Below are 25,919 nucleotides of genomic sequence, written 5' to 3'. Positions count from 1 at the left end.
GAGGCGGGCAGCTTCAGGGTGGGCTGCTTTATTGGGTGGCATGAGCCAGAGAAGGCGCAGGAACACGCACTATATCAAATGAAGCGCGGCTGCGAATGAGGATCCACGTACTTGTGGGAGCGAGCCGGGCGACGCTTCGCTCGCGCCCACAGTGATTGCGCTCTACAGCAGCGCCGTGAATGCACGTGCCCGGCGGGTCACTTCCTGGGTATTTTCAGCGCCGAACAAACCGTGCACCACGGCGAGCAGGTCGGCGCCGTGCTCGACCAGTTGCGGCGCGTTCTCCAGGGTAATGCCGCCAATCACCGCGATCGGCAGGTGGACCCGGGCACGCACCTGAGCGATCAGGTCCAGCGGTACGGCGGGGGCACCGGGTTTGGTCTGTGAATTGAAGAACCTGCCAAATGCCACGTACGTCGCGCCATCAGCCTTGGCTTGCTCGGCCAATTCCACGCGGCCATGACAGGTAGCCCCGACAATCGCCTTGTGCCCCAGCAGGGCGCGGGCATCGGGCAGCGAGCCGTCGGACTGTCCCAGATGCACACCCACCCCCAGCCGCGCAGCCAGTTCAGCGTCATCGTTGATGATCAGCCGGGTCTTGTAGCGTTCGCAGAGCTTGAGCAGTTCGGTCGCTTCGCGCAGACGGCGGGACTCGTCACTGTTCTTGTCGCGGTATTGCAGCAGCGTCACGCCGCCTTCCAGCGCAGCTTCGACGTACGACAGGAATTTTCCGGACAGCAACTGGCTGTCGGTAATGGCATACAGGCCACGCAGTTTCATGAATCGACCCTCATGGCGATGTGTTACGAGCAAAAATCCAGCGGCAGCCGACGTGGCACGAATTGCCCCCGGCCCAACTGTTCGGCATCCCTCAGGGTCCGCCAGGTGTAGTCGAGTGCCGATTTCACCGCGCTGACCAGTTCCTGTCCCTGAGCGATGCGCCCGGCCAGTGCGCTGGCCAGGGTACAGCCAGAGCCGTGGTAACTGCCGGGCAGACGTTCGCAGACGAAGGTGTGGGTCTGGCCGCCGCGCAGGTACAAGCGGTTATGTATTTGCTGCTCATCACCATGGCCGCCAGTGATCAACAGATATTCACAAAACGGCAGTAGTCTGTCAGCGCACTCATCCGCAGTGCCTTCGGGCAGCTCGGCAAGAATGCGGGCTTCCGGAAGGTTCGGGGTGGCGATGGTCGACAGCGGCAACAGGCGCTCGCGCATGGCGTAGCCGACCTCGTCCTTGCCCAATCTGCCGCCGCCGCCAGCGCGTAACACCGGGTCACAGACCATGGGCAAATGCGGGTGAGCCAGAAGCAGATCGACTACGGTGTCGACCATGTCCAGCGAGCCCAGCATGCCCAGCTTGACGGCTGCTACGCTCGAATCATTGAGGACTGCATTGGCTTGCGCAATCACCCACTCGCGATCCAGTACGCGGAAATCACTGACGTTCACGGTGTCTTGCACGGTGAGCGCGGTAATCACCGGAGCGGCATGGCAGCCTTGGGCGAGCAGGGCTTCTATATCGGCCTGCATACCGGCGCCGCCACTAGGGTCGTGGCCGGAGAGGCAAAGGACTACGGGGCGGGAGCTATAGATATTCATGGTGCGCGAGCTTATCACTAAACCTTTCGCGGGCCGCTCGGGGTGCCGGTTTTTTCTTGTGGATCAAGGTCAAGCGGCGACAACCGCAGGCTCGACAAAACCTTAAAAAGTACTCATGTTTGCTCTGCAGTCACCGATACAGAGCTATTACCTTGATTTTGATCGCGATACTGTCTTTAAGCTATTAGCGGCTATGCTTGATTGGCAAGACTGACGAGTGACGGTTCGGTTGTTTATTGATGTCTGCCGGTACATGTGCACGTTCAATGGTGTGTTTGAATCATTAGCCTGTTTCAAGGATAGAAATTTGCGGGACGTCGTAATCAATGGATGGATTGAACGCGACGACCTACCTTGGGGCTTCAATGCGCTATCTGTTGATCATTCTGGCTCTTTGGCTGCCGTTGCAGAGTCATGCAGTCGAGTTTGATGAAAACACTCGTTTTCTGTCGTTGGGCCGTGCCATTCAGGTATTCGAGGACCCGACCGGCGAGGCGACCATCGAAAGCGTCAGCGCCGCCTCTCACGCCGGTGCCTTTCAGCCCGTGCCTGCCGGAACCTTCAACGCCGGTTATTCACGTTCCGCCTTCTGGCTGAAAGTCGAGCTGACGTATCGCCCCACAGATGCCAGCATTCATAACGACTGGCTGCTGGAACTGGCCTATCCGCCAATGGACCACATTGACTTCTACGGCCCGGATGCCGACGGGCAGCCGACTCGAGCCTGGCATACCGGCGATATGCTGCCGTTCTCCAGCCGTCAGTTCGCCCAGAACAACTATCTCTTTCAGTTGGACCTGCCGCCTGGCCAGACGCGAACCCTGTACATGCGTATTCGCAGCGAAGGCGCTGTTCAGGCACCGCTCTACCTCTGGTCCACCCACGCCTATCTGGATGCGCAGCCCTCCAAGGTTTACGTCTTCGGTCTGATCTACGGCGTGCTGCTGGGCATGCTGGTCTACAACCTGTTCATCTACCTCAGCGTTCGTGAGGTGGATTACCTGTATTACCTGCTTTACGTCGCCTCGTTCGGGCTTTACCAGATGTCGATCAACGGCGTTGCCATCGAATACCTGTGGCCTGACAGCCCTTGGTGGGCGAATGCGTCGACCCCCTTCCTGATATCGCTGGCGACGTTATTCGCCTGCCAGTTTTCGCGCAGCTTTCTGGGTACGGCACAATTGAGCCGCTGGCTGGACCGCCTGCTGCTGGCGGTCATCGGCGCTGCCGTACTGGTCATGGGCATGGCCTTGTTCCTCAGCTACGGGCCGGCCCTGCGCGGCGCGGCTCAACTGGTCATGGCAGGCGCCCTGACGATCTATCTGGCGGGTATCGTTGCGGTCATCAAGGGCGAGCGTGTCGGGCGCTATTTTGTGCTCGCCTGGTCGGTGTTCATGGTCAGCGGACTGATCTTCGGCTTGATGCTGCTCGGCTATCTGCCCAATACCTTCCTGACCATGTACGCCTCACACATCGGCACGGTGCTGGAGATGGCCTTCCTGTCGATGGCGCTGGCCGACCGTATCAACCACGCCCGCCGGCAACAGGCGCAAACCTTGCTGGCTGCCGGTCAGGATCTTGAACGTCTCAACCAGCAACTGGCCAACAGCAACCGGCTGAAGGACGAGTTCCTCGCCACGCTCACCCATGAGTTGCGCACGCCGATGAACGGCGTGATCGGGTCGCTGGAGGTCATGCAGACGCTGGACATGGACGATGAACTCGAGATGTATCAGCAAACCGCCGCCAGTTCGGCGCGCGACATGATGAGCATGATCAATGGCATCCTGACCCTCACCGAGCTGCAGGCCGGTGTGCTGTACGCCGACTGCGAGTCGTTTGCGCCCGAGGATCTGGCCTACAGGCTGGAGGAGCGCTTCAGCGGTGCGGCTCAGGCCAAGGGCCTGATATTGACGCTCGATCTGGACGATAAACTGCCGCCGAACCTTCGCGGCGACGCGAGCAAGCTCTACCAGTGCATCGAGTGTCTGGTGGACAACGCGATCAAATTCACCCGCAAGGGTGCTGTGCAGGTGCGTTTCAGCGGTCATCCGCAGGACCTGGAGCGCCTCTACCTGCGGGTCGAAGTGATGGACAGCGGTATCGGCTTCAGCCGCCTGGACGAAGCCCGGCTGTATCAGCATTTCTTTCAGGTCGACGGCTCCATGACCCGGGAATACGGCGGGCTGGGCATCGGCCTGGCGATCTGCCGGAAACTGGTCGAGCTGCAGGGCGGCGAATTGAGTCATCGTTCCGAACCCGGCAAGGGCAGCTGTTTCACGCTGAGCGTCCCGATGCTGATGGTCGTGCCGGGCGCAGTGCGCAGGGCGCCTGAACTCAAGGCTCAATGGGGCATATAAGCGGCCTTATAGCGTCATCAGCTGAAAGCGCCGGCGGTTAGGCGGCTACGGCACTTTTGCGAGGGGCGGGTGCGTGATTCACTGTGTGCATATTGCGTGTGTACGCAGGCCGGAGATGACTCATGAACCTGAATCAATTCGCCGAAACCCACGAAGTCACCAATCAACCGCCGCCGCTCGACGGGGCAAACCTTTACCGTATCGACGTGCCGCTTCAGGAATGGAGCAGCCGATTCGGGGCGGGCTGGGCGCAGCCGCGTATCGACGCCTATGGTGCGCTGGCAGGTGGCCCGCTGATGGCAGCGGGCTTTCTGGCCAACCAGCACAAGCCCGAGTTTGCCAGCCATGACCGCTACGGGCATCGCATCGACCTGGTCGAATTCCACCCGGCGTATCACCAGTTGATGAGCGCTGCCATCGAGCACGGCATCCCATCGTTGCCATGGACCTATCCGCAGCCCGGTGCGCATGTCGCACGCGCGGCGATGAGTTATCTGCACACGCAGGCAGACCCCGGCAGCGGCTGTCCGCTGACCATGACCTTCGCCAGCGTGCCTGCGCTCAGGCTGCAACCGGACCTGGCTGAAATCTGGCTGCCCAAGGTGCTGTCGACTGAGTACGATCCACGCAACGTGGGCATTGCGCACAAGAACGGCGCGACCATCGGCATGGCCATGACCGAGAAGCAGGGCGGCACCGACGTGCGCGCCAATACCACACGTGCGTTCCCGGTGGGGGCAGGCGGCCCCGGCCAGGCCTACGAACTGGTCGGGCATAAGTGGTTCTGCTCGGCGCCCATGTGCGATGCCTTCCTGACCCTGGCGCAGACCGACAAGGGCCTCAGTTGTTTTTTGCTGCCGCGCCACCGGCCGGACGATACGCGTAACGAGTTCTACATTCAGCGCCTGAAAAACAAGCTCGGCAACTGGTCCAACGCCTCCAGCGAAGTCGAGTTTCGCGGCGCGTTGGCATGGATGATCGGTGAGGAAGGGCGCGGCGTGCCGACCATCATCGAAATGGTCGCCATGACCCGTTTCGACTGCATGATCGGCTCCAGTGCCCTGATGCGTCAGGCGCTGACCCAGGCAACGCATCATTGCGCGCACCGTGCGGTCAGTGGTCGGTTGCTCGCCGAGCAGCCGTTGATGCAGAACGTGCTGGCTGACCTGGCACTGGAAAGCGAGGCCGCGCTGGCCCTGACCCTGCGTATGGGGAGCGCGCTTGACCACCAGGATGATGATCACGAAAAGCGTTTCGTGCGCCTGGTCACGGCAGTGGGCAAATACTGGATCTGCAAGCGCGCCCCGGCCATGATCAACGAAGCCGCCGAGTGCCTGGGCGGCGCCGGTTATGTCGAGGACAGCATTCTGCCTCGCTTGTACCGCGAAGCGCCGGTCAACTCGACATGGGAAGGCTCCGGCAACGTGCAATGCCTGGATGTGCTGCGAACCCTGTCCAAAGAGCCCGGCGCGCTCGATGCGCTGTTCGACGAACTGGGCGACGGGCATGGCGACCGGCATCTGGCGGCGCACATCGGCACGCTCAAGGCGGCGTTTCACGACACCGGCGACATTCAGTACCGCGCCCGTCAACTGACCGAAGACATCGCCATCGCCTTGCAGGGCAAGTTGCTGCTGGAAGCGGGTAACGCGGCGGTCAGTGACGGCTTCATTGCCGGTCGACTGGTGTCCAGCGGGCGAGTGTATGGCGCATTGCCCAAGGGCGTTGACGTAGAAACATTGCTGCAAAGGTCCTCGCCACAGGTGGCATGAGCACGCGAACCCGTTACGATGCACGTCTGCAAGATCAGACAGGACATGAATCGTGACCCAAGCCTTTGTTGTTGTCGACACCGCCGAGCAGGCTGTAGAACGGCTCGCCGAGCTGCATGAACGCGCCACCAGTGCGCTGAGTCAGGCGCTCAAGCGCTACCTGAAAGACCGCGTCGAACCCACCGCCGAAGAGCGCGCGCAATTCAGCTATCCGGAATTGCGCCTGGTCTACAAATGCCAGGGCGAAGTGCCGGTGACCACGCGTGCCTATGCCAAGGTGCAACTGCCGGGTACTTACAGCGTCACCGTCACGCAGCCCAAGGCTTTCAAAAAGTACCTGCTCGAACAACTTGTCCCGCTGATGAACGATTTCACCGTAACGGTCGAAGTCGGCATGAGCGAGCAGAGCATTCCTTATCCTTATGTGGTCGAGCAGGGCGATGAGCTGGCCGGCACGGGCGTCACCGCTGCGGCGCTGGCACGGGTGTTCCCGAGCACCGACCTGTCGGCTGCCACCGATGGCATTGCCGACGGCCTTTACGACTGGGCCAACGTCGACCCGCTGCCACTGGCGCTGTTCGACGCTGCGCGGGTGGATTTCTCGCTGCGCCGTCTGGTGCATTACACCGGCAGTGACTGGCGCCATGTGCAGCCGTGGATTCTGCTCACCAACTACCATCGCTATGTCGACCAGTTCATTCTGCATGGCCTGGAAAAACTCCGCGAAGACCCGCGTTTCGTGCGCATGGTCCTGCCGGGTAACGTGGTAGTCGACAAGAGCATGGGCCAGGACGAAGCCCAGGCCATCGTCGCCAGCGTGGTCTGGCACCGCTATCAGATGCCGGCTTACCACCTGATCGCCGAAGACGGTCACGGCGTGACGCTGGTCAATATCGGCGTCGGCCCGTCCAACGCCAAGAACATCACCGATCACCTCGCCGTGCTGCGTCCGCATTGCTGGCTGATGATCGGTCACTGCGGCGGCCTGCGTCAGTCGCAGACCATCGGCGATTACGTGCTGGCTCACGCCTACATGCGTCGCGACGGGATTCTCGACCGTGTGCTGCCTCCGCATATTCCGATTCCGGCCCTGGCCGAAGTGCAACTGGCCTTGCAGGAGTCGGCTGCGCAGATTACCGGCGAGCGCGGCGAAGAGCTCAAGAAGCGCCTGCGCACCGGCACGGTGTTGACCTATGACGACCGTAACTGGGAACTGCGCTGGGCTCAGGAACGTCCGCTGATCAACCTGTCGCGCGCAGTGGCAGTTGACATGGAAAGCGGCACCATCGCCGCTCAGGGTTATCGCCTGCGTGTGCCTTACGGCACGTTGCTGTGTGTATCCGACAAGCCGTTGCACAGCGAAATCAAGCTGCCGGGTTCGGCGAATGCGTTCTATGAACGTGCGGTCAGCCAGCATTTGAAGATAGGTATCGCTGCGCTCGACCTGCTGCGCACCGAGCTGAACTCGCTGCACTCACGCAAACTGCGTAGCTTCGATGAGCCGCCATTCCGTTGATGGCTTGCCGTTAATAGATTGGTATTTGCACAAAGGGCCACTAAAGTGGCCCTTTCTGTTTTCCGATTGCCGAATTCTCATGTCCCGCACCCAACGCCCCGATTCCCGCCGTCCTGCCCCCAAACCGGCAAGTGCTGCCCGGCGTGTCGCCAAAGCGCCACCGGCCGAGCCGAAGCTGATCCTGTTCAACAAGCCTTTCGATGTACTGACCCAGTTCAGCGATGAGGAGGGGCGGGCCACGCTCAAGGACTTCATCAAGATCCCCGGTATCTATCCGGCTGGGCGCCTGGATCGCGACAGCGAAGGTTTGCTGCTATTGACCAACGACGGCCAGTTGCAGTCGCGCATTGCCGATCCCAAGCACAAGCTGGCCAAGACCTACTGGGTGCAGGTCGAAGGCGAGCCGAGCGATGAGCAATTGCAGCAGTTGCGCGACGGTGTCCAGCTCAACGACGGGCCGACCTTGCCCGCCGAAGCGCGGCAGCTCGATGAGCCGCAACTCTGGCCGCGCAACCCGCCCGTGCGCTTTCGCAAGAGCGTGCCGACAAGCTGGCTGGAGCTGGTGATCAAGGAAGGGCGCAATCGACAGGTGCGGCGCATGACCGCTGCCGTCGGCTTGCCGACCCTGCGGCTGGTGCGGGTCAGGATTGGCGACTGGACGCTGGAGGGCCTGGATCAGGGCCAGTACAGGGAAGTCGCCGCAAAACTGTGACGCAGGTGCCCGCTCAGTTACGCAGGTGAGTCAGCGGCATTTCGGTGCTGGCCAGCACTTGATTAAGCACAAAGCTCGATTTGACGCTGGTCACGCCTTCGATGCGGGTCAGATGGCCCAGCAGCAGTTTCTGATAGTGATCCATGTCCGGCACCACCACTTTTAGTTGATAGTCCGCGTCCATGCCGGTCACCAGGCTGCATTCCAGTACCTGAGGCAGGTTGCGGATCTGCTGCTCGAAGTTCTCGAAACGCTCGGGGGTGTGTCGGTCCATGCCGATCAGCACGTAGGCGGTCAGGTTCAGACCCAGTTTCTTGCGATCCAGCAGGGCAACCTGGCGCACGATATAACCGTCGTCTTCCAGTTGCTTGACCCGGCGCGAGCAGGGTGACGGCGACAGACCAATGCGTTCGGCCAATTCCTGGTTGGATATCCGTGCGTCCCGTTGCAATTCAGCCAAAATGCTCAGGTCGTATCTGTCGAGCTTGCTCACGATGCACCCCATTATCAATTCAATTGCGCTGGATTATTCATCTGAAGTCAAAAATTGCGCAAGTAATGTTTTAATCCGCAATATTAGCAATCTTCTGCCTCGGCCTCAGGCCTATTCTTTTAAACAGAATCACTGCCCGGACACAGCGTCCAGCGCGACTCGCCGAATCAGGCCAGCCGCGGCCTTCCACCCCATAGGGTGTGTCAGGCCCCCGGGCTACATACTGTCCAGAAGACGGCATGAGGTGAGCCAGCGTCAAAAGCGCTGCGCCAGGACGAAGTATCTCAAGGGGGCCATTTGGTCCCCTTTTCTTTGTCTGCTGATAAAGTGCGCAGAACGGCGCTACGCTTAAACAGTCTTAATGACGTCAACCCGCGCTCTAGTGAGGAAAGCATGAAATCTGGCATCTGGCAGTTTGCGGGTGTAAGTCTGTTGTGTCTGAGCATCGGTGCTCAGGCTTTGGCCGACGAACGTGATGAACCACCGCGCAATCCGCTTTACGGCAGCTCCGGTGAAAACGCGCAGCAGCGTCAGCAGCAACAGCAGCGTGCTCAAGAGCAGATCAACCAGCAGCGGCAGATCCAACAGCAGCAAAACCAGCTGCGCCAGGTCGAGCGTCAGCAGCAACAGCAGATCAACCAGCAGCAGACCAATCAGCAACGCCAGATTCAGGAGCAGCAGAATCAGCAGCGTCAGGTCGAGCGTCAGCAACAGCAGCAGATCCAGCAACAGCAGCTTCAGCAGCGCAACATCGAGCGCCAGCAGCAACAGCAGATCGAGCAGCAACAGCGTGATCAGCAGCGCCAGATTCAGCAGCAGCAAAACCAGCAGCGTCAGCAGTTGCGCCAGGCCCAGGACAACCTGCCGATCCAGAGCGGCCCGAAAGAGGCGTGGCAAACCCAGCCGCCGCGTCAGGGCTATTACCAGGACATTCCACGCGGCAACAACCGCAACTGGCAGGCCGGCAACGGTCGCCCCAATGACCGTTGGGAAGGGCGTCCCGACGGGCACGGCAATGGCTGGGGGCCAGGTCCGCAATATCGGCCTGGCTATGCGATAGATCGCGTACCGGGTGGCTACTCGCGTATTCCCTATCGTGGTCAGGACTATTACTACTCGGGTGGCTACTGGTATCGCCCGCAAGGCCCGCGTTATGTCGTGGTGACACCGCCCTACGGGGTGCGTGTCAGCAGACTACCGTCCTACTCTCAGGAAGTATGGATCGGCAGCAGCCTGCTGTTTCTGGCTGCCGGCACCTATTACGCCTACCAGCCGGACAGTCAGGACTACGTGGTGGTCAATCCGCCGCAGAACGAAGCCGTGTATCAGGCTCCGCCGGCCGAACAGCAGGGCAATGGCTACGATCCGGTGGCCTACCCTGCAAACGGGCAGAGCCCGCAGCAGGTCGAGCTGGATAAATACCAGTGCTACCGCTGGGCTGCGGAGCAAAGCGGTTTCGACCCGGCCAATGTCACCGGCCAGCCGCCGCCTGACGTGGTCGATCTGTATCGTCGCTCGATGGGCGCGTGCCTGGCGGGGCGAGGTTACAGCGTCAACTGATGGCGGTCAGGCACTGGCCTGCTTGACGACTTCCTGAGGGTCGGCGTGTACCAACACCTCGGCCTTCGGGAATTGCTTGTGAATGGCGTCAGCCACCTGATCACAAATTGCATGGGCGACCGATAGCGTCAGGCTACCCGGTAGCTCCAGGTGCAACTGCACAAACCAGTGATTGCCAGAGATTCGTGTACGCAGATCATGCGCCCCGAGCACGCCCGGCACTTCGCACGCCAGTGCCAGCATTTGAGTACTGACATCGGCGGGCAATTCCGCATCCATCAGCACCGATATCGTTTCGCGGGCGATTTGAAAGGCGCTCCACAAGATATACACCGCGATGCCCAGACCAAAATACGCATCCAACTGCTGCCAGCCGAAATACGCCAGCGTCAGCGCCACCAGAATGCTGGCGTTAAGCAGCAGGTCTGAGCGGTAGTGCAGCGAATCAGCGCGGATCGCTGCCGAGCCGGTCGCCTTGATCACCCGGTATTGCAGAGTGAGCAGTGCGATCGTCAGCGCGATGGAAACCACCATCACCACCATGCCCAGCAGCGGTGCGCCCAGCGGTTCCGGGTTCTGGATGCGCTCGACGGCCTGAACGGCAATCAGCACACCACTGACGGTGATGAACAACGCCTGCGCCATGCCCGACAGCGCTTCCGCCTTGCCGTGGCCGTAGCGATGATCGTCATCGGCAGGGCGCAATGCGTAATGCACCGCCAGCAGGTTGAGGAACGAGGCAGCGCCATCCAGCAGCGAGTCGGTGAGACCGGCCAGCAGGCTCACCGAACCGCTCAGCCACCAGGCAACGCCCTTGGCCAGGATCAGCGTCGTGGCGACCGCCAGCGAGGCCCGCGTCGCGAGCCGCAGCAGTCGGGAATGTTCGGCAGTGGTGCTCATGACGCTTCCTTGAACGGGATCGATATCAGGCAGCCGGGACCAGGCCCAGTGCTGCCAGTTGCTCGACGCTGCCTTTGTGCTGGATCAGGCGTGGATCGTTCAACGGCAGGGAACGGCCCAGCTCGGTTTCAATGATGGCTTGCAGCTTGGTGTTGTCGACACTGCCATCTGCCTTGAGCGCCTTTTGCAGCTTTTGCGGATCGATCTGCGCATGCTCGCCGGGCCCGTAATAGATCGCGCCGGTGGCGAAGTCCACCGCAAACGCAATCACGCCCGGAACGATGTAGAACAGCAGCGCGAAAGCATCCAGCGCCGCAATCGCCGGGTCAACCTTGCCATCGATCTGACCACGACGATCAGGATAGAAAATGCTGCCGCAGGCGGAGATCTGAGTCAGCAACGTGGCGACCAGAACGCCACCGATCAAGCGAGAAGGAATGCGCATGGAAAGCTCCTGAGATGAAGAGGGCAACTATACAAGGCAATGACTGCAAGGCTAAGACTATTGAGTGATAGCGTGGTTCTGCGGCCGTGAAGTTAAACCAAATGGGATGCGAAGCGCCCCGAACGGCGGAATCGTAGTGATGGGAGTGAGCTTGCTCACGAAGGGGCCTGAGCGGGCGCTGAAGATTATCGAATGTGAGATCGGCCAGGAAAACAGCTCCCGCGCCGATGCCCCTTACCGACCACGATTAACATCTGGTTTACTGTGCCGCACGATAACTACAAAAACTCAGGAGTCATGTATGCAACCGATTCGTCTCGGTCTGGTGGGTTACGGCAAAATTGCGCAGGATCAACACGTCCCTGCGATCCACGCCAATCCCGCATTTGAGCTGGTGGCCGTGGCTACTCAAGGCCAGCCGTGCGCCGGGGTAGAGAATTTCAAATCCCTGGGCGAACTGCTTGCGAGCGGGCCGCAGGTCGACGCGATTGCGTTCTGTACGCCCCCGCAAGGTCGCTTTGCCCTGGTGCAAGAGGCGTTGGCTGCCGGCAAACACGTGCTGGTCGAGAAGCCGCCGTGCGCGACCCTGGGTGAGGCGATGGCGTTGGTGACCCAGGTGCAAGAGCAGGGCGTCAGCGGTCTGTTCGCCTGGCATTCGCGTTACGCGCAGGGTATCGAAGCGGCGCGTGAGTGGTTGTCCACCCGCACCCTGCAGAGCGTGCAGATCGACTGGAAAGAAGACGTGCGCAAATGGCACCCCGGTCAGGCGTGGATCTGGCAGCCCGGTGGCCTTGGCGTGTTCGATCCGGGGATCAATGCCCTGTCGATCGTGACGCACCTGCTGCCAATGCCATTGTTCGTCGAGTCTGCCGAACTGCGCGTGCCGAGCAATTGCCAGTCGCCTATCGCTGCGTCCATCAAAATGTCCGACACACGCCATCTCGATATCCGCGCCGAGTTCGATTTCGACCATGGTCACGACGAACTGTGGAGCATCGAGATTCGCTGCGCCGAAGGCACGTTGCGCCTGGACAACGGCGGTGCGCTGTTGAGTATCGATGGCGTGCCTCAGTCTGTTTCGGAGGAGGGCGAGTACGCCGCGGTGTATCGTCACTTCCAACAGCTGATCGGCGATAAAGCCAGTGACCTGGACCTGCAACCGTTGCGGCTGGTCGCGGACAGTTTTTTCGTGGGCAGTCGGGCATCCGTTGAACCGTTCTACGACTGAGAGCCTCTCAGGTACAGGTGGGGGCAAACAGCGTTGCGCGCCCCCGCATACGTCAGCCTGACAAGAGAGCAGAAATTGGACACAAAACAGCCTTGGCCTTCCAGTGAGCAGGAGTTGGTAGAAGTACGACGGTTTAATAAAACCCTCGCGCGGATGCCGCGTTTCCAGATTCGCAATCGCGTCACGCCCCGGCTGATTCAGGCACTGTTGCGTGCGGCGCAGATCGGCAGCGTCCTGAAACCGGGAGGGCATGACCTTCGCATCGAGAAAAGAACGGTCAGCTCGGATAACGTAGCTGTGCCCGTGCGCATCATCCGCCCCAAAGGCAAACCCCGGGGCGTGGTGTTCGATATCCATGGCGGCGGATGGGTGATCGGCAACGCCCAGATGAACGATGATCTCAACGTCGGCATGGTCAATGCCTGCGACGTAGTCATTGTTTCGGTTGATTACCGACTTGCTGTGACAACCCCCATCGAGGGCCTGATGGAGGATTGTTTTTCCGCCGCCTGCTGGCTGTTGGGGAAGGACTGCGAAGAGTTTGCCGGCCTGCCGGTTATCGTGGTCGGCGAATCCGCTGGCGGGCATCTTGCCGCAGCCACCCTCCTGAAATTGAAAAGCCGACCTGATCTGCTCAAGCGCATAGTGGGTACAGTCCTGTACTACGGCGTTTACGACCTGACGGGGACCAAGAGCGTGCGTACCGCAGGGCCGGAGACGCTGGTGCTGCATGGTCCGGGCATGGTCGGCGCCATGCGCGCGCTCACCCCTGATCGAAGCGACGATAAACGCCGTGAACCGCCATTGTCACCACTGTATGGCGATTTGACCGGCCTTCCGCCCGCACTGATGTTCGTCGGAGAGATCGACCCGCTGCTGGATGACACACTGCAAATGGCCGAGCGCTGGGCCAACTCGGCAGACGTCGAAATGCACCTCATGCCCGAGTCGCCGCACGGCTTCATCCACTTCCCGACCACGTTGGCGCGCAAGGCGCTGGCGCGCAGCCGCGAGTGGATCAATGAGCGGATCGATGCGCTGAGTTGAGCTCGTCGCTCAACCTATCTCCGCGACCCACTTCGATACCGGGTCGCCACTGCTCAAGCCCGGCTGCACAAGACCGTCGATCATGAAGGTCGGCGAGACGTGTATGCCGTTCTGGCGAGCGTATTTGGCATGCCATTTCACGGCCTGCTCAAGCTCGGGATTGGCGAAAGCCTCTGCCAGCGCGAGGCCGCTGTAACGCTCGATGCGCGCGATGATGTCGTTAGGCGTCGCGTCCATGTTCGGGCCGGTGGCGTGGTGTTCGAACTCGAATTCCTCACGGTGTGACGCAACCGCCGCCATGACCGCCTTGGCGCTTTGCTTGCCGCCTTCAAGGGTCGCAGCCGCCAGAATGCAGCGCACGATGACACCCGAAAACATGTGCCAGGGCTGCGATTGCAGGCGGATTTTGACCGTGACCCTGTCTTCTCCGGCCTGAGCCAGCAGCTCATCGAGCTTGAAGAAGGCCTTCACCGAAAAGGGGCAGGTCGGCTCAAGGAAGACTTCGAACAGACGAGGCCCGTGGCCCCAGGAAAGTGCTTCGGAATGCATGGTCGTTTTACTCCCGTAGATGGTTGTGTAGAAGACGCGCCGGGCATAGGCATCAGAAGTGTTCTCCCGGACACCTCTCGTTCCTCACGCTCCGCGTCACACATTGCAGCGCTGACGCCTGAACCAGATGCAGGCACCCTTAAAGCCTGACCTGCGGATCATGCGGGTTTGAGAGCCGGTTCGGGCATGAGTTCGATTTTCAGGCCAGCAACGCGGTAATCCAGCGGACCTGTTGCGCAACGTCCTGCAGCTTCTCTTGATTCACGGCTTGCTGCGCGCGTTCGAAGTTGCGCAGCGTCTTGTGCTTCTTGCCCAGCAGACGCTGCCACTTGAGCAGAAATGCCGGGCTGCGCGCCTGCATCTGCAGCGGGCCGAAAAACAGCTCCTCAGCCGTGTACTTAACGGGGCCTGTGCGTTCGGCGACGATGATTTCGTAGTCGAAACGATTTTCCCGCAGCACCTCTTCGCTGACGATGCGGTAGTCATGCTCCATCAGCCAGACGCGCAACGGTTGCTCGCCGCCGTTGGGTTGCAGGATCAAGCGTTCCTGACCGCTCAGGCGCGCCTTGCCCGCTTCAAGGATGTCGCGAATCGTCTCGCCGCCCATGCCGCAGAGACTGATCGCCGTGATCGCGTCTTCCGCTTCGATCGCTGCCAGACCATCGGCCAGGCGCACGCTGACCTGATCCTCCAGATCGTTCTCGCGCACGGTGCGTTCGGCGGCACAGAACGGCGTCAACGCCACCTCGCCAGCCACCGCTGCCGCGATGACGCCACGGTTCAACAGCGCCACCGGCAGATAGCCGTGATCCGAGCCGATATCGGCCAGTCGTGCACCGGGTGGCACATGCGTCGCCACACGCTCAAGGCGCATGGACAATCTCTGTTCGTTCAACGGCAACCCCTTTCACCCTAAACGCCCGACAGCATGGCCGGGTCCGGGCGCGATTCTGTAGAGCAACGCGGCGCATTTCAACTTTCCGCGACAAAGCCTGCGGCTCGACCCCCACCTGTCGCTCGCGTAGGCTTGGCGTTTTCCATCCTTTGCAAAGCAGAGATCCCATGGCAAACGCAGACATCACCTTCACCCCCGATCCAGACCCGGAGTCCATCTCCTCGGACGTCGCCGACTTCAATGGCGTGCTGGTCAGCACCCAAATCCCCACCCATCCCGACGGCAGCCTTGAACTGGGCGGCATCACCGAGCAGAGCGAATGCACCCTGCGAGCCCTGAAAGACGCCCTCGAACGCGCCGGCAGCTCGATGGACCGGGTCATGCACCTGACCATCTACCTGACTGACATGGCCGATCGCGCCGCCTTCAACGAAGTGTACAAACGCTTCTTCAAAAAACCGTGGCCCGTGCGCGCAGCGGTGGGCGTGGCGGCGTTGGCGGTTGAGGGGATGCGGGTGGAAGTGACGGCGATGGCGGCCAAGGCGGGCTGACCGTAATGCACACACCTGACTGATGCTCGCGTCAGCGCTTTGCACCTGTGCAGAGTTGCATATCCCGTGGAACCGGATCTCGTTGCTTGCCACCAAGGCGGTATGAGTTTCCGGAGAAGCAGATGATCAACCTCACCAACCTTGCATCTTCGTTGGCGCGTGTGGCGCTCAGCGATTCGACAAAGCCAACGATAGACCGCGCAATAAACGTCGTCAGCCATATCGCTGGCAAAGTGGCGTTGCAGGTCAACAGCTCATTGCTGGAGCAGAAAAGCCGGCTCAACGAGCGTCAGCAGAAAGGCCTCGAGGTGATCCTCGACGCATTGCTCGGCAAGGAACCGGTGACCCATGTCGAGACGCACGAAGGGGGAGGCCGATTCAATCTGGCGCGAGCTGCCTTCGACGTGGCCAGCGTTGTCTGGGAGCGCGACAAGTCGATGCGCAACGTGATGAGCTTTTTGGGCGTCAGCGACAGCCAGGGCAAGATGTTGTTCTCTCTGGGCAAGACGCTGGCCGACGCGATGGCCAGTCTCGAACCTGAGCATGGCAAGCACAACAGTGAGGCGAACTACGCATTCTTCTCCAGCAACTTGAAGCTGAACAAACTGATGAACGACATCGCTGACCAGGTGATCAACGAGATTCATCAGCAGAACACCGATCGCGTGCGACGACCCACACCGGGTCCATCCTGGAGACCTGAAAGCACTCAACAGCAAGCACGCCCACAAACGCCTCCAAGCGCTCGCCCCCAGGCCAACAGCGCGCCGCCACCACCGCCGAAAGCCCAGCCCAATTCAGGCGCTCAGCGGCCGTCAACAGAGCGGCCCCACAAAACACCTGCTGCTGGCGCGTCCGCGAAGGTGGACGATTCCGCCCCCGCCAAGCCACCCGTCAAGCAGTTGTACGAGCACCTGGGCCTCTCGGACATGACGGCGGACCTCTCCGCAGTCAAAAAGGCTTACAAGAAAGCCTCGCTGAAGAATCATCCTGATAAGAACGTCGGTAACGAGGCTGAGGCGACTGAGCGTTTCAAAGTGATTTCAAATGCGTTCAGGATTTTGTCCGATCCAGAATTGCGCAAGAAATACGACAATGGCCTTATTGATGAGAACGGTAACGAGTTCAAGACCTGACTTTTCGGCGTGAGACATGCTGGCGGCAGTGTTTCTGGCTACTGCCGTTCAGCTAAAACACGCCGCCTGATTCCCCAACCCCACCCCGGTATACTCTCCCGCATCTCTCCGGGAGCCCCCATGACCTCGTTACCCATCGATGCCGTCCTGCCAGCCTTGCGCCAGGCCTTGTCCACACGCCATGAAGCCGTACTCGAAGCCCCTCCCGGCGCGGGCAAGACCACGCGCGTGCCGCTCGCGCTGCTTGAGGAAACCTGGCTGGCCGGGCAGACCATTCTGATGCTGGAGCCTCGGCGCCTGGCGGCGAGAGCGGCTGCCGAGCGCTTGGCCAGCGAGCTGGGCGAGAAGGTCGGCGAGACGGTGGGCTATCGGATTCGTCTGGAAAGCCGGGTCGGCCCGAAGACGCGTATTGAAGTGGTCACCGAGGGGATACTCACGCGTCGTTTGCAGGACGATCCGGCGCTGGAAGGTGTGGGGCTGCTGATTTTCGATGAGTTTCACGAACGCAGCCTGGATGCCGATCTGGCCTTGGCCCTGAGCCTCAATGGCCGGGAACTGTTTCGCGACGATCAGCCGCTGAAGATTCTGCTCATGTCGGCCACGCTGGAAGGCGAGCGGTTGGCGGCGTTGCTGGACGATGCGCCGGTGGTACGCAGTGACGGGCGGATGTTTCCGGTGAGCATGCAATGGGGGCGGCCTTTTCAGCCCGGTGAGTTTGTCGAGCCGCGTGTCGTTCAGACGGTACTGGATGCGCTGGGCAGCGAGTCCGGCAGCCTGCTGGTGTTTCTGCCGGGGCAGGCCGAGATTCGTCGCGTCAACCAGCAACTGGCGGAAGCACTGGGCGAGCGCGCCGACATTCTGCTTTGCCCTTTGCATGGCGAGCTTGATCTGAATGCGCAACGCGCGGCTATCGAACCGGCTCCCAAGGGCACGCGCAAGGTGGTGCTGGCGACCAACATTGCGGAAACCAGTCTGACCATCGACGGCGTGCGTGTGGTGATCGATGCCGGTTTGGCGCGGGTGCCGCGTTTCGATCCGGGCAGCGGCATGACGCGTCTGGAGACTCAACGCATCTCTCGTGCCAGCGCCACCCAGCGCGCCGGACGGGCAGGGCGGCTGGAGCCGGGCGTGTGTTACCGGCTGTGGTCCGAAGCGCAACACGATCAACTGGCCGCCTACGGGGCGGCAGAAATTCTTCAGGCGGACCTCGCCGGGCTCGCACTGCAACTGGCCCGCTGGGGCGTCACGCCTGCGCAACTGGTCTGGCTCGACGTGCCGCCAGCTGCGGCTTATGCACAGGCGCAGGATTTGCTGGTGCGTCTGGAGGCATTGAACAATCAGCCGAGTCAGCCGCCAGCCCTGACGCCACACGGTCAGGCGATGGCTGAGCTGCCTGCTCATCCGCGCATCGCCCATCTGCTGTTGCGCGGCCATGCGCTAGGGCTGGGCGAACTGGCGTGCGACGTGGCGGCCTTGCTGGGCGAGCGCGATATCTTGCGCGGCGCTGGCGCGGACCTGCACAGCCGCCTGACCCTGCTGGCCGGCACCGAACGCGCGGCGCGCGGCGCACAAGGCGGCGTGCAGCGGGCCAGACAGTTGTCGCGGCAATATCGGGGGTATCTGCGCGGCGCAGCGAACAGCCCGGTCGGCGATCCGGACCACTCCCGCTGGCTGGGCGCCTTGCTGGCGCTGGCCTACCCGGATCGCGTCGCACAGCAACGCCGAGCGGGCGGCGCCGAATACCGACTGGCCAATGGTCGCGCGGCACTGTTCGCCGAGGCTGATGCACTGATGAAACAGCCGTGGCTGGTCATCGCGGATTTGGGCAGTCGTCAGGGCCAGCGCGAAGAACGCATCTACCTCGCCGCCGAGTTCGATCCGGCACTGTTCGATTCGGTCTTGGCCGAGCAGGTCATCAGCGTGGACCAGATCGACTGGGACGAACGCGAAGGTGTATTCCGCGCAGAGCGACAGCGCAAAGTCGGTGAACTGATCATCAGTCGCGAACCACTGACCGGCCTCGACGAGACAACCCGCAGCCACGCGCTGCTGGCGCTGGTGCGTCGCAAAGGCCTGGAACTGCTGCCCTGGACGCCGGAACTGCGTCAATGGCAGGCGCGTGTTGCACTGCTGCGCGGCCTGGATATCGAGAAAAGCTCAGCGAGCGAGTGGCCTGATCTGAGCGACGCGCAACTGCTGGCGACACTCGAAAACTGGCTGATGCCCTACCTGGGCAAAGTTACCCGGCTCAGCCATTTCAGCCAGCTCGACCTGTCTTCGATCCTGCGCAACCTCCTGCCGTGGCCATTGCCGCAACAGTTGGAGGTGCAGGCACCCCAGACCCTGCAAGTGCCCTCTGGCTCGAATATTCGTATCGACTACAGCGAACATCCGCCGATTCTATCGGTGCGGCTGCAAGAGCTGTTTGGTTTGTCCGATACGCCGCGCATTGCCAATGGGCGGCAGGTGCTGAAACTGCACTTGTTGTCCCCGGCACGTCGCCCGGTGCAGGTGACGCAGGATCTGGCTAACTTCTGGCGGTCGACCTACATTGAGGTAAAGAAGGATTTGAAAGGGCGGTATCCGAAGCATTACTGGCCGGATGATCCGTTGGTGGCTGAGGCGACGGCGCGGGTGAAGCCGAGGGGGACGTAGAGGGCAAAATACTGGTTAAACCTTCTGGACTGGATGTTCTGTGCCTGAATTTGGAAGCGCCGCGAAGGCCCTGTCCCACGCCCCCGAGATCGTCATTTTCACGGGTGCGGGAATCTCAGCTGAAAGTGGCATCCCCACGTACAACGATCCATTGACCGGTATTGGGCTCCATACGATCCGCGCAATATGGAAGCAGCCAAGGCCTTTCGTGAAATCCTCCGTTGGTATGGGGATGGTACCTGTGGCCGCGCCAACAGGTCTCTAAAGCAGCTCCCAATGATGCATATCTCGCGGTGAGCCGACTGGCCAAATCAGGGTATAACGTCTCCGTGATCACTCAAAACATTGATGACTTGCATGAACGAGCGGGATCTGTGGATGTACTGCATCTCCATGGGAGTTTGCACCGGCCGGCGGTATGGCTAACGGAATAAATGCAGGTGGGAGCGCCGGGCTTTTCTGCGCTTGCAGCCGAATCCATTTGTGGACGAGGTTTGCGTTGAGACTATGGCTGAGTGCGACGCTGGCAATCGAGGCGCCGGGTTGGGCACACTCCGGAATGACTTGGGCTTTGAAGGGCTTGGAATAGGAACGGCGTGTTGGCTGCATGAAATAACCGCTTAAAAAGCTAGAACGGGTGTCCACTTAAATTTAAGTGCACACCATGCCCTGGCTTTGTCGGGCTGGGTAGATGACTGGGTCGGACGCATACGGATGGATATTGATGTGTGCGACGATAGGAGAAAGGTGTGTGTACGGCTGCGCGGTTTTAGTGTACGGGTGATGTTGAATGGTTTGCGGTGTTGCAACTGTAGCTCAGTGACTCGTCACTGCCTGATGGCATATGGCGATTTATGCCTATCTACGTGGTCTCCATTGCCATCCATGGGGGGCAGAGCATCGAACTCCTAGTCTCATTGTTAGTATATCTGGAGCTTGAGCATGCTTTGATTCCGGTCGTTCCTCAACGGATTTTTGTGTGCGCTAAAGTCTATGGACTCTGTGAGGAGGCGTTGCAGTACAAGATGTTTAGAGGCTTCTTTACTGAGCCAGTCAAGGAAGTCCCTGACGGGCGGATTTCGTTCTCTGCCAGGTACACAGGCCGAGACATAATGGGTCCCCGTTAGTTTAACCTCGGGCTTGTATGGCGTTAAAAAGCCTCGGGTAACACTGTCGACGGCTAAGACGTCGCTGGCGAGCACCATCCCATAGCCAGAAGTTGCAGCTTGCAAAGCATGATGTTCATCGTCGTACTCCATGAAAGTGGCGTTGGCCAGCCAATCGTCGTGTCCCGCCGCTTGGCACCAAGTCGTCCAGTCGAATGGGTTATGGCCATCAGCCTCCCAACGAACGTTGATGAGTGGGGACCTTGTTTCTCCAGATAAGGGCGTCCTGTAGGGCGTATAGGCCTGAAAGCTTTCGTCCATTAGATGTAGCTGATAGGTATCAGGGACCTCTTCGAAAACGCTGCTAATAGCCACGTCGATACTGGCGTCTCTGTGCAGGTCTGCCTGTGTTTTGCTGGTGATGATGTTGACTTGCATCGTTGGATGGCGGCGGTAGAAATCCCCTAATCTGGGAATGAGCCACAATGAGGCAAATGCATGGGTGGTTGTGACGGTGATTGCGTTCTCGTCGGTCTGTGAGCGTAGTTGACTAAGACTTTGGTTTATGCTTGAAAAATGCTGATGGATATTCTTGTATAAATCAAGCCCTTCAGTCGTTAGGGTGACTCCCTTGGCTACTCGCTCAAAAAGCAATAAGCCGAGCCAGTGTTCTAGTGATTTTATTTGATGTGAAATCGCTGAAGGAGTAACAAAAAGTTCAATGGCAGCCGCTTTGAAGCTGCTTAGTCGAGCCGCTGACTCGAACGATCGTAGAGACGTTAAGGGGATTTTTGAAAACATATTAGCCAGCACTCCATTGTTTGGGCGAATACATGGGCTATAATGTTTGTCCGGTTATTTTGGTATGTCAATCTTGCCGTGGCCTTGTCCCCGTAAAGCCGTACACCAACCCCTGCTAAATTGATACGGCTCCAAGCGCCTGAGCTTTCTCGGTGAGCGATAGTTCAAGGCGCTGTGCGGATGCTGTTCATTGTAGTATTCGAAGGCATTGCCAGGTTATACAGAGCCAATTTCTCGATCTGGCTTGGACGCTTACGCCACGCAACCACCCTTGATCGTCTTCATGAAGCTCTTGGCCATGCCGTTGTTCTGCGGGCTGCGAACTGGGGTGGTTACCGGTTGGATGCCGAGCAACTTCACGCTCTGGTACTCGGTCTATCTTAGCCGCGGGTTTCCCTTGTCGTCCCTTTTGTCCCCCCTCCTGTCCCTCCACTTCATCGTCGGATGAGGTCGAATGGTATTGAACACCATCGGACAGGGAAACACTGGGCGCATGGGTGAGGTCCAAGCTCCGTCTCCAGGCTATCAGCGGCAAGATAACGGGGTTATGGTTGGGTGATCGTGGTTTCTGAGCTGGACGTCACCTTAGAAGGCTATTGCCCAGGTGACCCCTTGGGCGGCACCACCGACAGTGCCAATAAGGTCGCCGATTTTCCTATGGGGAATACGATTGATGGCTGGGATAGAGGACTGATTAAAGAGCTGAGCGAAGTGATATTTATTGGCCATCTATGTGTGGCCCGCAAACGGCGAGCAAGAAGCCATCAAGGAATAGATGACGCGGAATGAATAAAATACATCAAGGATGAATTTATATAATTTGTTGGTATTTTCATTCAGTGATAGTTTTTGCTGAAGCGTTAAAGCAGTGGCGAAGATCCTGGGTTCGGCCAGGGCGATGTTCTTGACTCCATGCTGAAAGAAATCTGAATAGGAGGGCGGTGAGGTGATTCTTACAGACCCGAGCTTCAAGGTATTTATAAACGTTAACTCAATCAGTGTAGATTAAAGTTCTGGGGGGTTGTAATGGGTTTAAAATTATCAAGTGTTCCTTTTGAAATATCATACCCAGCTCAGAGTTTTGGCGTCGAAATCGAGAATTTAAAACTGCACAAAAATCTGTCCTTTGACACGATCGCAGCGATAAAAAAATGCTTGGCATATCGCGGGTTTGTGTTATTCAGGAATCAAAATCTTACACGGAGAGAGCAAATCGCAGTCACGCGACTGCTGGGCAATCCGAACCTGAAGTTACACTCTTGGGCGCCGCAGATAGAGACAGCTACTTTTGGTGATGACGAGGTGATTCCTAATGGGCTGCCGCTAATTAATCATGGGGAGATTTTGTATTTTGTGAATGGCCCGGATTTTTGCGACAAAACTCAGGATGAGCATGCGATATGGGATGAGAAAGACAATCATACCAAGGGTAAGGGAACTTCGTGTTGGCACACTGGCGACTCGGAAGCCATAAACGTTGAAACGATTAATTGCTTATATGCAGAGCTGGCTGCCGCACAAGGCGGAGCAACGTTATTTTGCGACACTGTTGCCGCCTATAATGACTTGGAAGACAGCCTGAAAAAGCGTATTGATAATCTTCGAGTGGTTCACTACTTTGTCGATCCTCAGCGTACTGAACCGGTCAGCCAACCATTAGTTAAAACCAATCCGATCACGCGGCAGAAATATCTTTATTTGAACTACAACACTATGGAGCGTGTTGAAGGGCTGAGTAAGTCAGAGAGCTACAGGCTCTTAAAGTTTCTGTTTGATCATCAAATTAAAGATCAATACGTTTATGAGCACTTTTGGAAGCAGGACGATTTTCTGATCTGGAATTGCAATGGCACCATGCACAAGCGTGGTGCGCTAGTCTCGAACCACAACAGGATCATGCGTCGGACGCAAGCTATTATTCCGGAGTTTACCAGTTACTACGAACGGGATAAAAGCCTGGCAGTGACCAGTCATGATAATGAAGACTGGCATCCATATCCTTTTGAGCGCGCAGAATTGGAGTCGGCCGGGTCGGCTTGATCTATTCGTTGAGGGTGCGTTTAAAAGTCCCTCCGTTGCGGTGGAATGTGCAATGGCTATGAAAGAGTGAATACATGAAAGAAAAAATCAAATCCTATCTGACTCAAAATTTCTTATTTGAGTTCGATGAGGATATAACAGAACAAGATGATCTCATCAAACTCGGCTTGATCGATTCGGTAGGTTATATTCAACTTATTTCTTTCTTGAAGAAGGAGTTTGGTATTGTGTTCACCCAGGAAGATATGATGGGCAATGTGCTGGTTTCTATCCAGAATATGGTAGAGTTTGTCGAGAAACGGGCAACGGCCACCCGGTAGTTCCGAGGTGCGGTTTAGAGGCCCACCAGTCCATCAGATACTGTTGTCAGTCAGGCAGGGCAGCTAAAGTTTGTCGATGCTTTTCTCCGTAATATTATTCGGTGTTTGTGGCGCGTGCGCGTTGACCTTGGCAAAAAAACTCCAAGCCGTGATTGGGACTTTCGACCTTCGCTAAGGCGGTAGGGCGCTACAGTTCTGTGTGGGGTGCCAACTTAAACTTTGGTGGGTTTATTTTTATGTGTGGGATAACTGGCTTCTTTGGTGTTAAAAATAAAAATCTCGATGAAACCACCGTCATAAAAAATATGCTTTCAATGATTGAACATCGAGGCCCCGACCAGGCAGGGTATTATGTCAATAATTCCATGGGCCTCGGCACCATGCGTTTAAGTATTATTGACCTTGCGGCAGGTATTCAACCCCTCAGCGATAGCACAGGTCAGTATTGGATTTCATACAACGGTGAACTGTATAACTACATCGAGCTAAGGCGTCGATTGCAGGTCTTGGGACACCATTTTTCCACTGAGTCCGACACCGAAGTGGTGTTGCGCAGCTGGATGGAGTGGGGTGATGAGGCCCTGGAAAAATTTAATGGCGCTTTCGCCTTCGCCATTTATGACACGGTTAAAGATGAAGTATTTATAGCGCGCGATCGCTTTGGTAAGCGCCCGCTGTTTTATACGCAAACCGACGGTGGTTATCTTTTTGCTTCAGAGATGAAGTGCTTTTTTGGCTTTCCAGGGTTTGAGTTCAAGTTTGACGAAATGTCCTTGTCCTCAATCCTCGCCCATTGGACACCCCTGCCATCGCAAACCCCGTTTCAGGGCATTCGTCAGCTGCCACCTGGGTCCATCATGACCCTGCGAGGGGCTCAGTGTGAGATCCGGCCCTACTACGCCCTGGATTTTCGCGCTGTGGGTTTTGATGGCACTGAAAATGAAGCCAAGGAAGAAATCCGCAACACTCTTGAGCAGGCGGTCAAGCTCAGACTGCGCAGTGACGTGCCTATGGGGCTGTACCTCAGTGGTGGTGTTGACTCCTCCGTGTTGACCAGTATTGCGGCAAGGATCATCAAGCAAAAGCCGCTGCGCACGTTTTCTGTGGAGTTTGAAGATAAGAACCTGGATGAGTCGAGTGATCAACAACTCGTCTCTGCGTTGTTCTCGACCAAGCATGAACGGCTGATTATTAACCATAAAGACATTGTTGATAATTTCTCGGCGACGGTTTTCCATGCTGAAATGCCGTTGTTTCGTACCGCGCCCGTGCCGATGTACATGTTGTCCAAGCATGTTCGCTCGACCGGTATCAAAGCGATTCTGAGCGGAGAGGGAGCGGATGAAGTCTTTCTGGGCTACAACATCTTTAAAGAGACTCTGTTGCGCTCCCAGTGGGACACCACTGAGCACGATGAGAAGAAACGCTTGCTGGCCAAGTTGTATCCTTACATGAAAAGCTTCAGTGAAGACAATGACTCGAACTTGATGGGTTTCTATAACGCTTATGCGAAAGAAAAAATCCCTGGGTTGTTCTCCCACGAAATACGTTTTCAAAATGGGCGCTTTGCCAGTCGGTTGCTGAAAACCAAGAATGATCCATTTGCTGGCATTCAGGCATGGGTGGCGAAAGACTCGGTGTACAGCGCGTTAAGCCCAACGCAAAAAGCCCAGTGGCTGGAGTTCAATACCTTGCTTTCCGGGTATCTCCTCAGTAGCCAGGGCGAGCGTATGGGCCTTGCTCATGGTATTGAAAACCGCTGTCCATTCCTCGACATCAATGTGCAGAAACTCGCCTCTTCCATCAATTTGCGTTTTGACGATGGCTTTACTGAAAAGTACATGCTGCGCATGGCCTACGATGGAATTCTGCCGGACCGTATCATTCATAAAGCCAAAACACCGTATCGTGCGCCGGACAGCGGGCCGTTTGTCGAACACGCCCTCGATTATCTCAATCATCTTTGCGAGTCCAATGCGCTGGACGCCATCGAGCTGATTAATCCGGTGTTTGCAAAAGCACTGATCAAAAAAGTGGTCGAACGAACCCTTGCCGGCGGTGAAGACATAACAGTCAGAGACAACCAGGCGTTTGTCTATCTGATGTCCTTGATCGAGCTGGATAAATGGTTTGTCAAACGTCAGGGCGCGGCTTATATCAATCCTTGCCGGGTGGATAAGTTGTTGGTTCAAGCCGTAGACGCAAGGCACTAGAAACCAAAGGGACAACGTT

The 25,919-nt window shown here is 58.2% G+C and carries 24 protein-coding genes and 2 pseudogenes; 15 read left to right on the top strand and 11 right to left on the bottom strand.

Features of this window, described 5'->3' with window-relative positions; translation table 11 throughout:
* Positions 1 to 162: 162 nt before the first annotated feature.
* Both thiE and JOE39_RS15710 read right to left on the bottom strand, forming a co-directional pair.
* Positions 163 to 780, bottom strand: a complete 618-nt coding sequence (thiE, locus tag JOE39_RS15715; RefSeq protein ID WP_210078577.1) for a thiamine phosphate synthase — start codon at positions 778 to 780, stop codon at positions 163 to 165.
* A 23-nt stretch (positions 781 to 803) separates the two neighbouring features.
* Positions 804 to 1,601, bottom strand: a complete 798-nt coding sequence (locus JOE39_RS15710) for a hydroxymethylpyrimidine/phosphomethylpyrimidine kinase (RefSeq protein WP_096137828.1) — start codon at positions 1,599 to 1,601, stop codon at positions 804 to 806.
* Positions 1,602 to 1,966: 365 nt separating this feature from the next.
* Between JOE39_RS15710 and JOE39_RS15705 the strand changes: the two genes are divergently transcribed.
* The 4 genes from JOE39_RS15705 to JOE39_RS15690 all read left to right on the top strand — a co-directional run bounded on the left by JOE39_RS15705 (position 1,967) and on the right by JOE39_RS15690 (position 7,961).
* Entirely contained in the window at positions 1,967 to 3,961 is a 1,995-nt protein-coding gene (locus JOE39_RS15705) for a 7TM diverse intracellular signaling domain-containing protein (RefSeq protein WP_003392021.1), read from the top strand.
* 122 nt (positions 3,962 to 4,083) lie between these two features.
* A complete protein-coding gene (locus JOE39_RS15700; protein ID WP_210078578.1) occupies positions 4,084 to 5,733 on the top strand; it encodes an acyl-CoA dehydrogenase family protein in 1,650 nt (549 codons plus the stop codon).
* A gap of 52 nt (positions 5,734 to 5,785) precedes the next feature.
* A complete protein-coding gene (amn, locus tag JOE39_RS15695) occupies positions 5,786 to 7,249 on the top strand; it encodes an AMP nucleosidase (protein ID WP_003392026.1) in 1,464 nt (487 codons plus the stop codon).
* A 79-nt stretch (positions 7,250 to 7,328) separates the two neighbouring features.
* Entirely contained in the window at positions 7,329 to 7,961 is a 633-nt protein-coding gene (locus JOE39_RS15690) for a pseudouridine synthase (protein WP_245227486.1), read from the top strand.
* 13 nt (positions 7,962 to 7,974) lie between these two features.
* Here the strand turns inward: JOE39_RS15690 and JOE39_RS15685 are convergent, their stop codons facing one another.
* A complete protein-coding gene (locus JOE39_RS15685; protein ID WP_003419292.1) occupies positions 7,975 to 8,466 on the bottom strand; it encodes an Lrp/AsnC family transcriptional regulator in 492 nt (163 codons plus the stop codon).
* Between the two features lie 336 nt (positions 8,467 to 8,802).
* Positions 8,803 to 9,351: a hypothetical protein gene (locus tag JOE39_RS26555; protein WP_003392030.1), complete on the bottom strand. Its 549-nt coding sequence runs from the start codon at positions 9,349 to 9,351 to the stop codon at positions 8,803 to 8,805.
* On the opposite strand from JOE39_RS26555, the gene JOE39_RS26550 reads away from it, so the two are divergent.
* Positions 9,295 to 10,014 (top strand): DUF6515 family protein, encoded by a 720-nt coding sequence (locus JOE39_RS26550; RefSeq protein WP_003313855.1) that lies wholly within the window; start codon positions 9,295 to 9,297, stop codon positions 10,012 to 10,014. The genes JOE39_RS26555 and JOE39_RS26550 overlap by 57 nt on opposite strands.
* A 6-nt stretch (positions 10,015 to 10,020) precedes the next feature.
* Here the strand turns inward: JOE39_RS26550 and JOE39_RS15670 are convergent, their stop codons facing one another.
* Together JOE39_RS15670 and JOE39_RS15665 are read right to left on the bottom strand one after the other, a co-directional pair.
* Positions 10,021 to 10,914 (bottom strand): cation diffusion facilitator family transporter, encoded by an 894-nt coding sequence (locus tag JOE39_RS15670; protein ID WP_003340870.1) that lies wholly within the window; start codon positions 10,912 to 10,914, stop codon positions 10,021 to 10,023.
* Between the two features lie 25 nt (positions 10,915 to 10,939).
* The gene (locus JOE39_RS15665) at positions 10,940 to 11,359 is read right to left on the bottom strand and encodes a hypothetical protein (RefSeq protein ID WP_003340868.1); all 420 of its coding nucleotides are present in this window, start codon (positions 11,357 to 11,359) and stop codon (positions 10,940 to 10,942) included.
* Positions 11,360 to 11,660: 301 nt separating this feature from the next.
* On the opposite strand from JOE39_RS15665, the gene JOE39_RS15660 reads away from it, so the two are divergent.
* Positions 11,661 to 12,587 carry a Gfo/Idh/MocA family oxidoreductase gene (locus JOE39_RS15660; protein ID WP_044312205.1) on the top strand — a complete coding sequence of 309 codons (927 nt, stop codon included), beginning with the start codon at positions 11,661 to 11,663 and terminating at the stop codon, positions 12,585 to 12,587.
* A 75-nt stretch (positions 12,588 to 12,662) separates the two neighbouring features.
* A complete protein-coding gene (locus JOE39_RS15655; protein ID WP_210078579.1) occupies positions 12,663 to 13,634 on the top strand; it encodes an alpha/beta hydrolase in 972 nt (323 codons plus the stop codon).
* 9 nt (positions 13,635 to 13,643) lie between these two features.
* On the opposite strand, the gene JOE39_RS15650 is transcribed toward JOE39_RS15655, so the two are convergent.
* Both JOE39_RS15650 and JOE39_RS15645 read right to left on the bottom strand, forming a co-directional pair.
* Positions 13,644 to 14,183 (bottom strand): thioredoxin domain-containing protein, encoded by a 540-nt coding sequence (locus JOE39_RS15650; RefSeq protein ID WP_003313849.1) that lies wholly within the window; start codon positions 14,181 to 14,183, stop codon positions 13,644 to 13,646.
* 199 nt (positions 14,184 to 14,382) lie between these two features.
* On the bottom strand, positions 14,383 to 15,078 hold the full coding sequence (locus JOE39_RS15645) for a tRNA (adenine(22)-N(1))-methyltransferase TrmK (protein ID WP_003392044.1): 696 nt from the start codon (positions 15,076 to 15,078) through the stop codon (positions 14,383 to 14,385).
* Between the two features lie 167 nt (positions 15,079 to 15,245).
* Between JOE39_RS15645 and JOE39_RS15640 the strand changes: the two genes are divergently transcribed.
* The 4 genes and pseudogenes from JOE39_RS15640 to JOE39_RS15625 form a co-directional block, all read left to right on the top strand.
* Positions 15,246 to 15,629, top strand: a complete 384-nt coding sequence (locus tag JOE39_RS15640; protein WP_003340858.1) for a RidA family protein — start codon at positions 15,246 to 15,248, stop codon at positions 15,627 to 15,629.
* Positions 15,630 to 15,751: 122 nt separating this feature from the next.
* Positions 15,752 to 16,765, top strand: coding sequence for a J domain-containing protein (locus JOE39_RS15635; RefSeq protein WP_210078580.1), 1,014 nt, complete (start codon positions 15,752 to 15,754; stop codon positions 16,763 to 16,765).
* Between the two features lie 120 nt (positions 16,766 to 16,885).
* Positions 16,886 to 19,420, top strand: coding sequence for an ATP-dependent helicase HrpB (gene hrpB, locus JOE39_RS15630; protein WP_210078581.1), 2,535 nt, complete (start codon positions 16,886 to 16,888; stop codon positions 19,418 to 19,420).
* Positions 19,421 to 19,460: 40 nt separating this feature from the next.
* Positions 19,461 to 19,833 (top strand): annotated as a pseudogene (locus JOE39_RS15625) (Sir2 family NAD-dependent protein deacetylase); the annotation flags it as partial.
* On the opposite strand, the gene JOE39_RS15620 reads toward JOE39_RS15625, so the two are convergent.
* From JOE39_RS15620 to JOE39_RS26365, 3 genes and pseudogenes are all read right to left on the bottom strand, one after another.
* On the bottom strand, positions 19,754 to 20,029 hold the full coding sequence (locus JOE39_RS15620; protein WP_003392053.1) for a transposase: 276 nt from the start codon (positions 20,027 to 20,029) through the stop codon (positions 19,754 to 19,756). The pseudogene JOE39_RS15625 and the gene JOE39_RS15620 overlap by 80 nt on opposite strands.
* Positions 20,030 to 20,340: 311 nt before the next feature.
* Entirely contained in the window at positions 20,341 to 21,327 is a 987-nt protein-coding gene (locus tag JOE39_RS15615; protein ID WP_024650538.1) for a LysR substrate-binding domain-containing protein, read from the bottom strand.
* A gap of 54 nt (positions 21,328 to 21,381) precedes the next feature.
* Positions 21,382 to 21,681, bottom strand: a pseudogene (locus JOE39_RS26365) (integrase core domain-containing protein); the annotation flags it as partial.
* A 258-nt stretch (positions 21,682 to 21,939) separates the two neighbouring features.
* On the opposite strand from JOE39_RS26365, the gene JOE39_RS15610 reads away from it, so the two are divergent.
* The 4 genes from JOE39_RS15610 (at position 21,940) to asnB (ending at position 25,900) form a co-directional block, all read left to right on the top strand.
* The gene (locus JOE39_RS15610) at positions 21,940 to 22,116 is read left to right on the top strand and encodes a hypothetical protein (protein WP_154292360.1); all 177 of its coding nucleotides are present in this window, start codon (positions 21,940 to 21,942) and stop codon (positions 22,114 to 22,116) included.
* A 237-nt stretch (positions 22,117 to 22,353) separates the two neighbouring features.
* On the top strand, positions 22,354 to 23,367 hold the full coding sequence (locus JOE39_RS15605; RefSeq protein WP_010418193.1) for a TauD/TfdA family dioxygenase: 1,014 nt from the start codon (positions 22,354 to 22,356) through the stop codon (positions 23,365 to 23,367).
* A gap of 74 nt (positions 23,368 to 23,441) precedes the next feature.
* Positions 23,442 to 23,687, top strand: coding sequence for an acyl carrier protein (locus tag JOE39_RS15600; protein WP_003399878.1), 246 nt, complete (start codon positions 23,442 to 23,444; stop codon positions 23,685 to 23,687).
* A 152-nt stretch (positions 23,688 to 23,839) separates the two neighbouring features.
* Entirely contained in the window at positions 23,840 to 25,900 is a 2,061-nt protein-coding gene (gene asnB / locus JOE39_RS15595) for an asparagine synthase (glutamine-hydrolyzing) (protein ID WP_245227485.1), read from the top strand.
* Positions 25,901 to 25,919 lie beyond the last annotated feature (19 nt).

Source organism: Pseudomonas sp. PvP100 (assembly GCF_017833055.1).
Taxonomy (GTDB): Bacteria; Pseudomonadota; Gammaproteobacteria; order Pseudomonadales; family Pseudomonadaceae; genus Aquipseudomonas; species Aquipseudomonas syringae.
Note: the sequence above shows the minus strand (reverse complement) of the source record. Positions and strands in the feature narration are given on the sequence as shown.

What these genes read in the sequence shown, in the direction of transcription:
- JOE39_RS15685 (WP_003419292.1), bottom strand. Translation starts at nt 8,466, where the DNA reads ATGGGGTGCATCGTGAGCAAGCTCGACAGATACGACCTGAGCATTTTG.
- JOE39_RS15615 (WP_024650538.1), bottom strand. Translation starts at nt 21,327, where the DNA reads ATGTTTTCAAAAATCCCCTTAACGTCTCTACGATCGTTCGAGTCAGCG.
- JOE39_RS15605 (WP_010418193.1), top strand. Translation starts at nt 22,354, where the DNA reads ATGGGTTTAAAATTATCAAGTGTTCCTTTTGAAATATCATACCCAGCT.
- JOE39_RS15650 (WP_003313849.1), bottom strand. Translation starts at nt 14,183, where the DNA reads ATGCATTCCGAAGCACTTTCCTGGGGCCACGGGCCTCGTCTGTTCGAA.
- JOE39_RS15690 (WP_245227486.1), top strand. Translation starts at nt 7,329, where the DNA reads ATGTCCCGCACCCAACGCCCCGATTCCCGCCGTCCTGCCCCCAAACCG.
- JOE39_RS15660 (WP_044312205.1), top strand. Translation starts at nt 11,661, where the DNA reads ATGCAACCGATTCGTCTCGGTCTGGTGGGTTACGGCAAAATTGCGCAG.
- JOE39_RS15710 (WP_096137828.1), bottom strand. Translation starts at nt 1,601, where the DNA reads ATGAATATCTATAGCTCCCGCCCCGTAGTCCTTTGCCTCTCCGGCCAC.
- JOE39_RS15620 (WP_003392053.1), bottom strand. Translation starts at nt 20,029, where the DNA reads ATGCAGCCAACACGCCGTTCCTATTCCAAGCCCTTCAAAGCCCAAGTC.
- JOE39_RS15670 (WP_003340870.1), bottom strand. Translation starts at nt 10,914, where the DNA reads ATGAGCACCACTGCCGAACATTCCCGACTGCTGCGGCTCGCGACGCGG.
- JOE39_RS15600 (WP_003399878.1), top strand. Translation starts at nt 23,442, where the DNA reads ATGAAAGAAAAAATCAAATCCTATCTGACTCAAAATTTCTTATTTGAG.
- JOE39_RS15665 (WP_003340868.1), bottom strand. Translation starts at nt 11,359, where the DNA reads ATGCGCATTCCTTCTCGCTTGATCGGTGGCGTTCTGGTCGCCACGTTG.
- JOE39_RS15705 (WP_003392021.1), top strand. Translation starts at nt 1,967, where the DNA reads ATGCGCTATCTGTTGATCATTCTGGCTCTTTGGCTGCCGTTGCAGAGT.
- thiE (WP_210078577.1), bottom strand. Translation starts at nt 780, where the DNA reads ATGAAACTGCGTGGCCTGTATGCCATTACCGACAGCCAGTTGCTGTCC.
- JOE39_RS15700 (WP_210078578.1), top strand. Translation starts at nt 4,084, where the DNA reads ATGAACCTGAATCAATTCGCCGAAACCCACGAAGTCACCAATCAACCG.
- hrpB (WP_210078581.1), top strand. Translation starts at nt 16,886, where the DNA reads ATGACCTCGTTACCCATCGATGCCGTCCTGCCAGCCTTGCGCCAGGCC.
- JOE39_RS15640 (WP_003340858.1), top strand. Translation starts at nt 15,246, where the DNA reads ATGGCAAACGCAGACATCACCTTCACCCCCGATCCAGACCCGGAGTCC.
- JOE39_RS15635 (WP_210078580.1), top strand. Translation starts at nt 15,752, where the DNA reads ATGATCAACCTCACCAACCTTGCATCTTCGTTGGCGCGTGTGGCGCTC.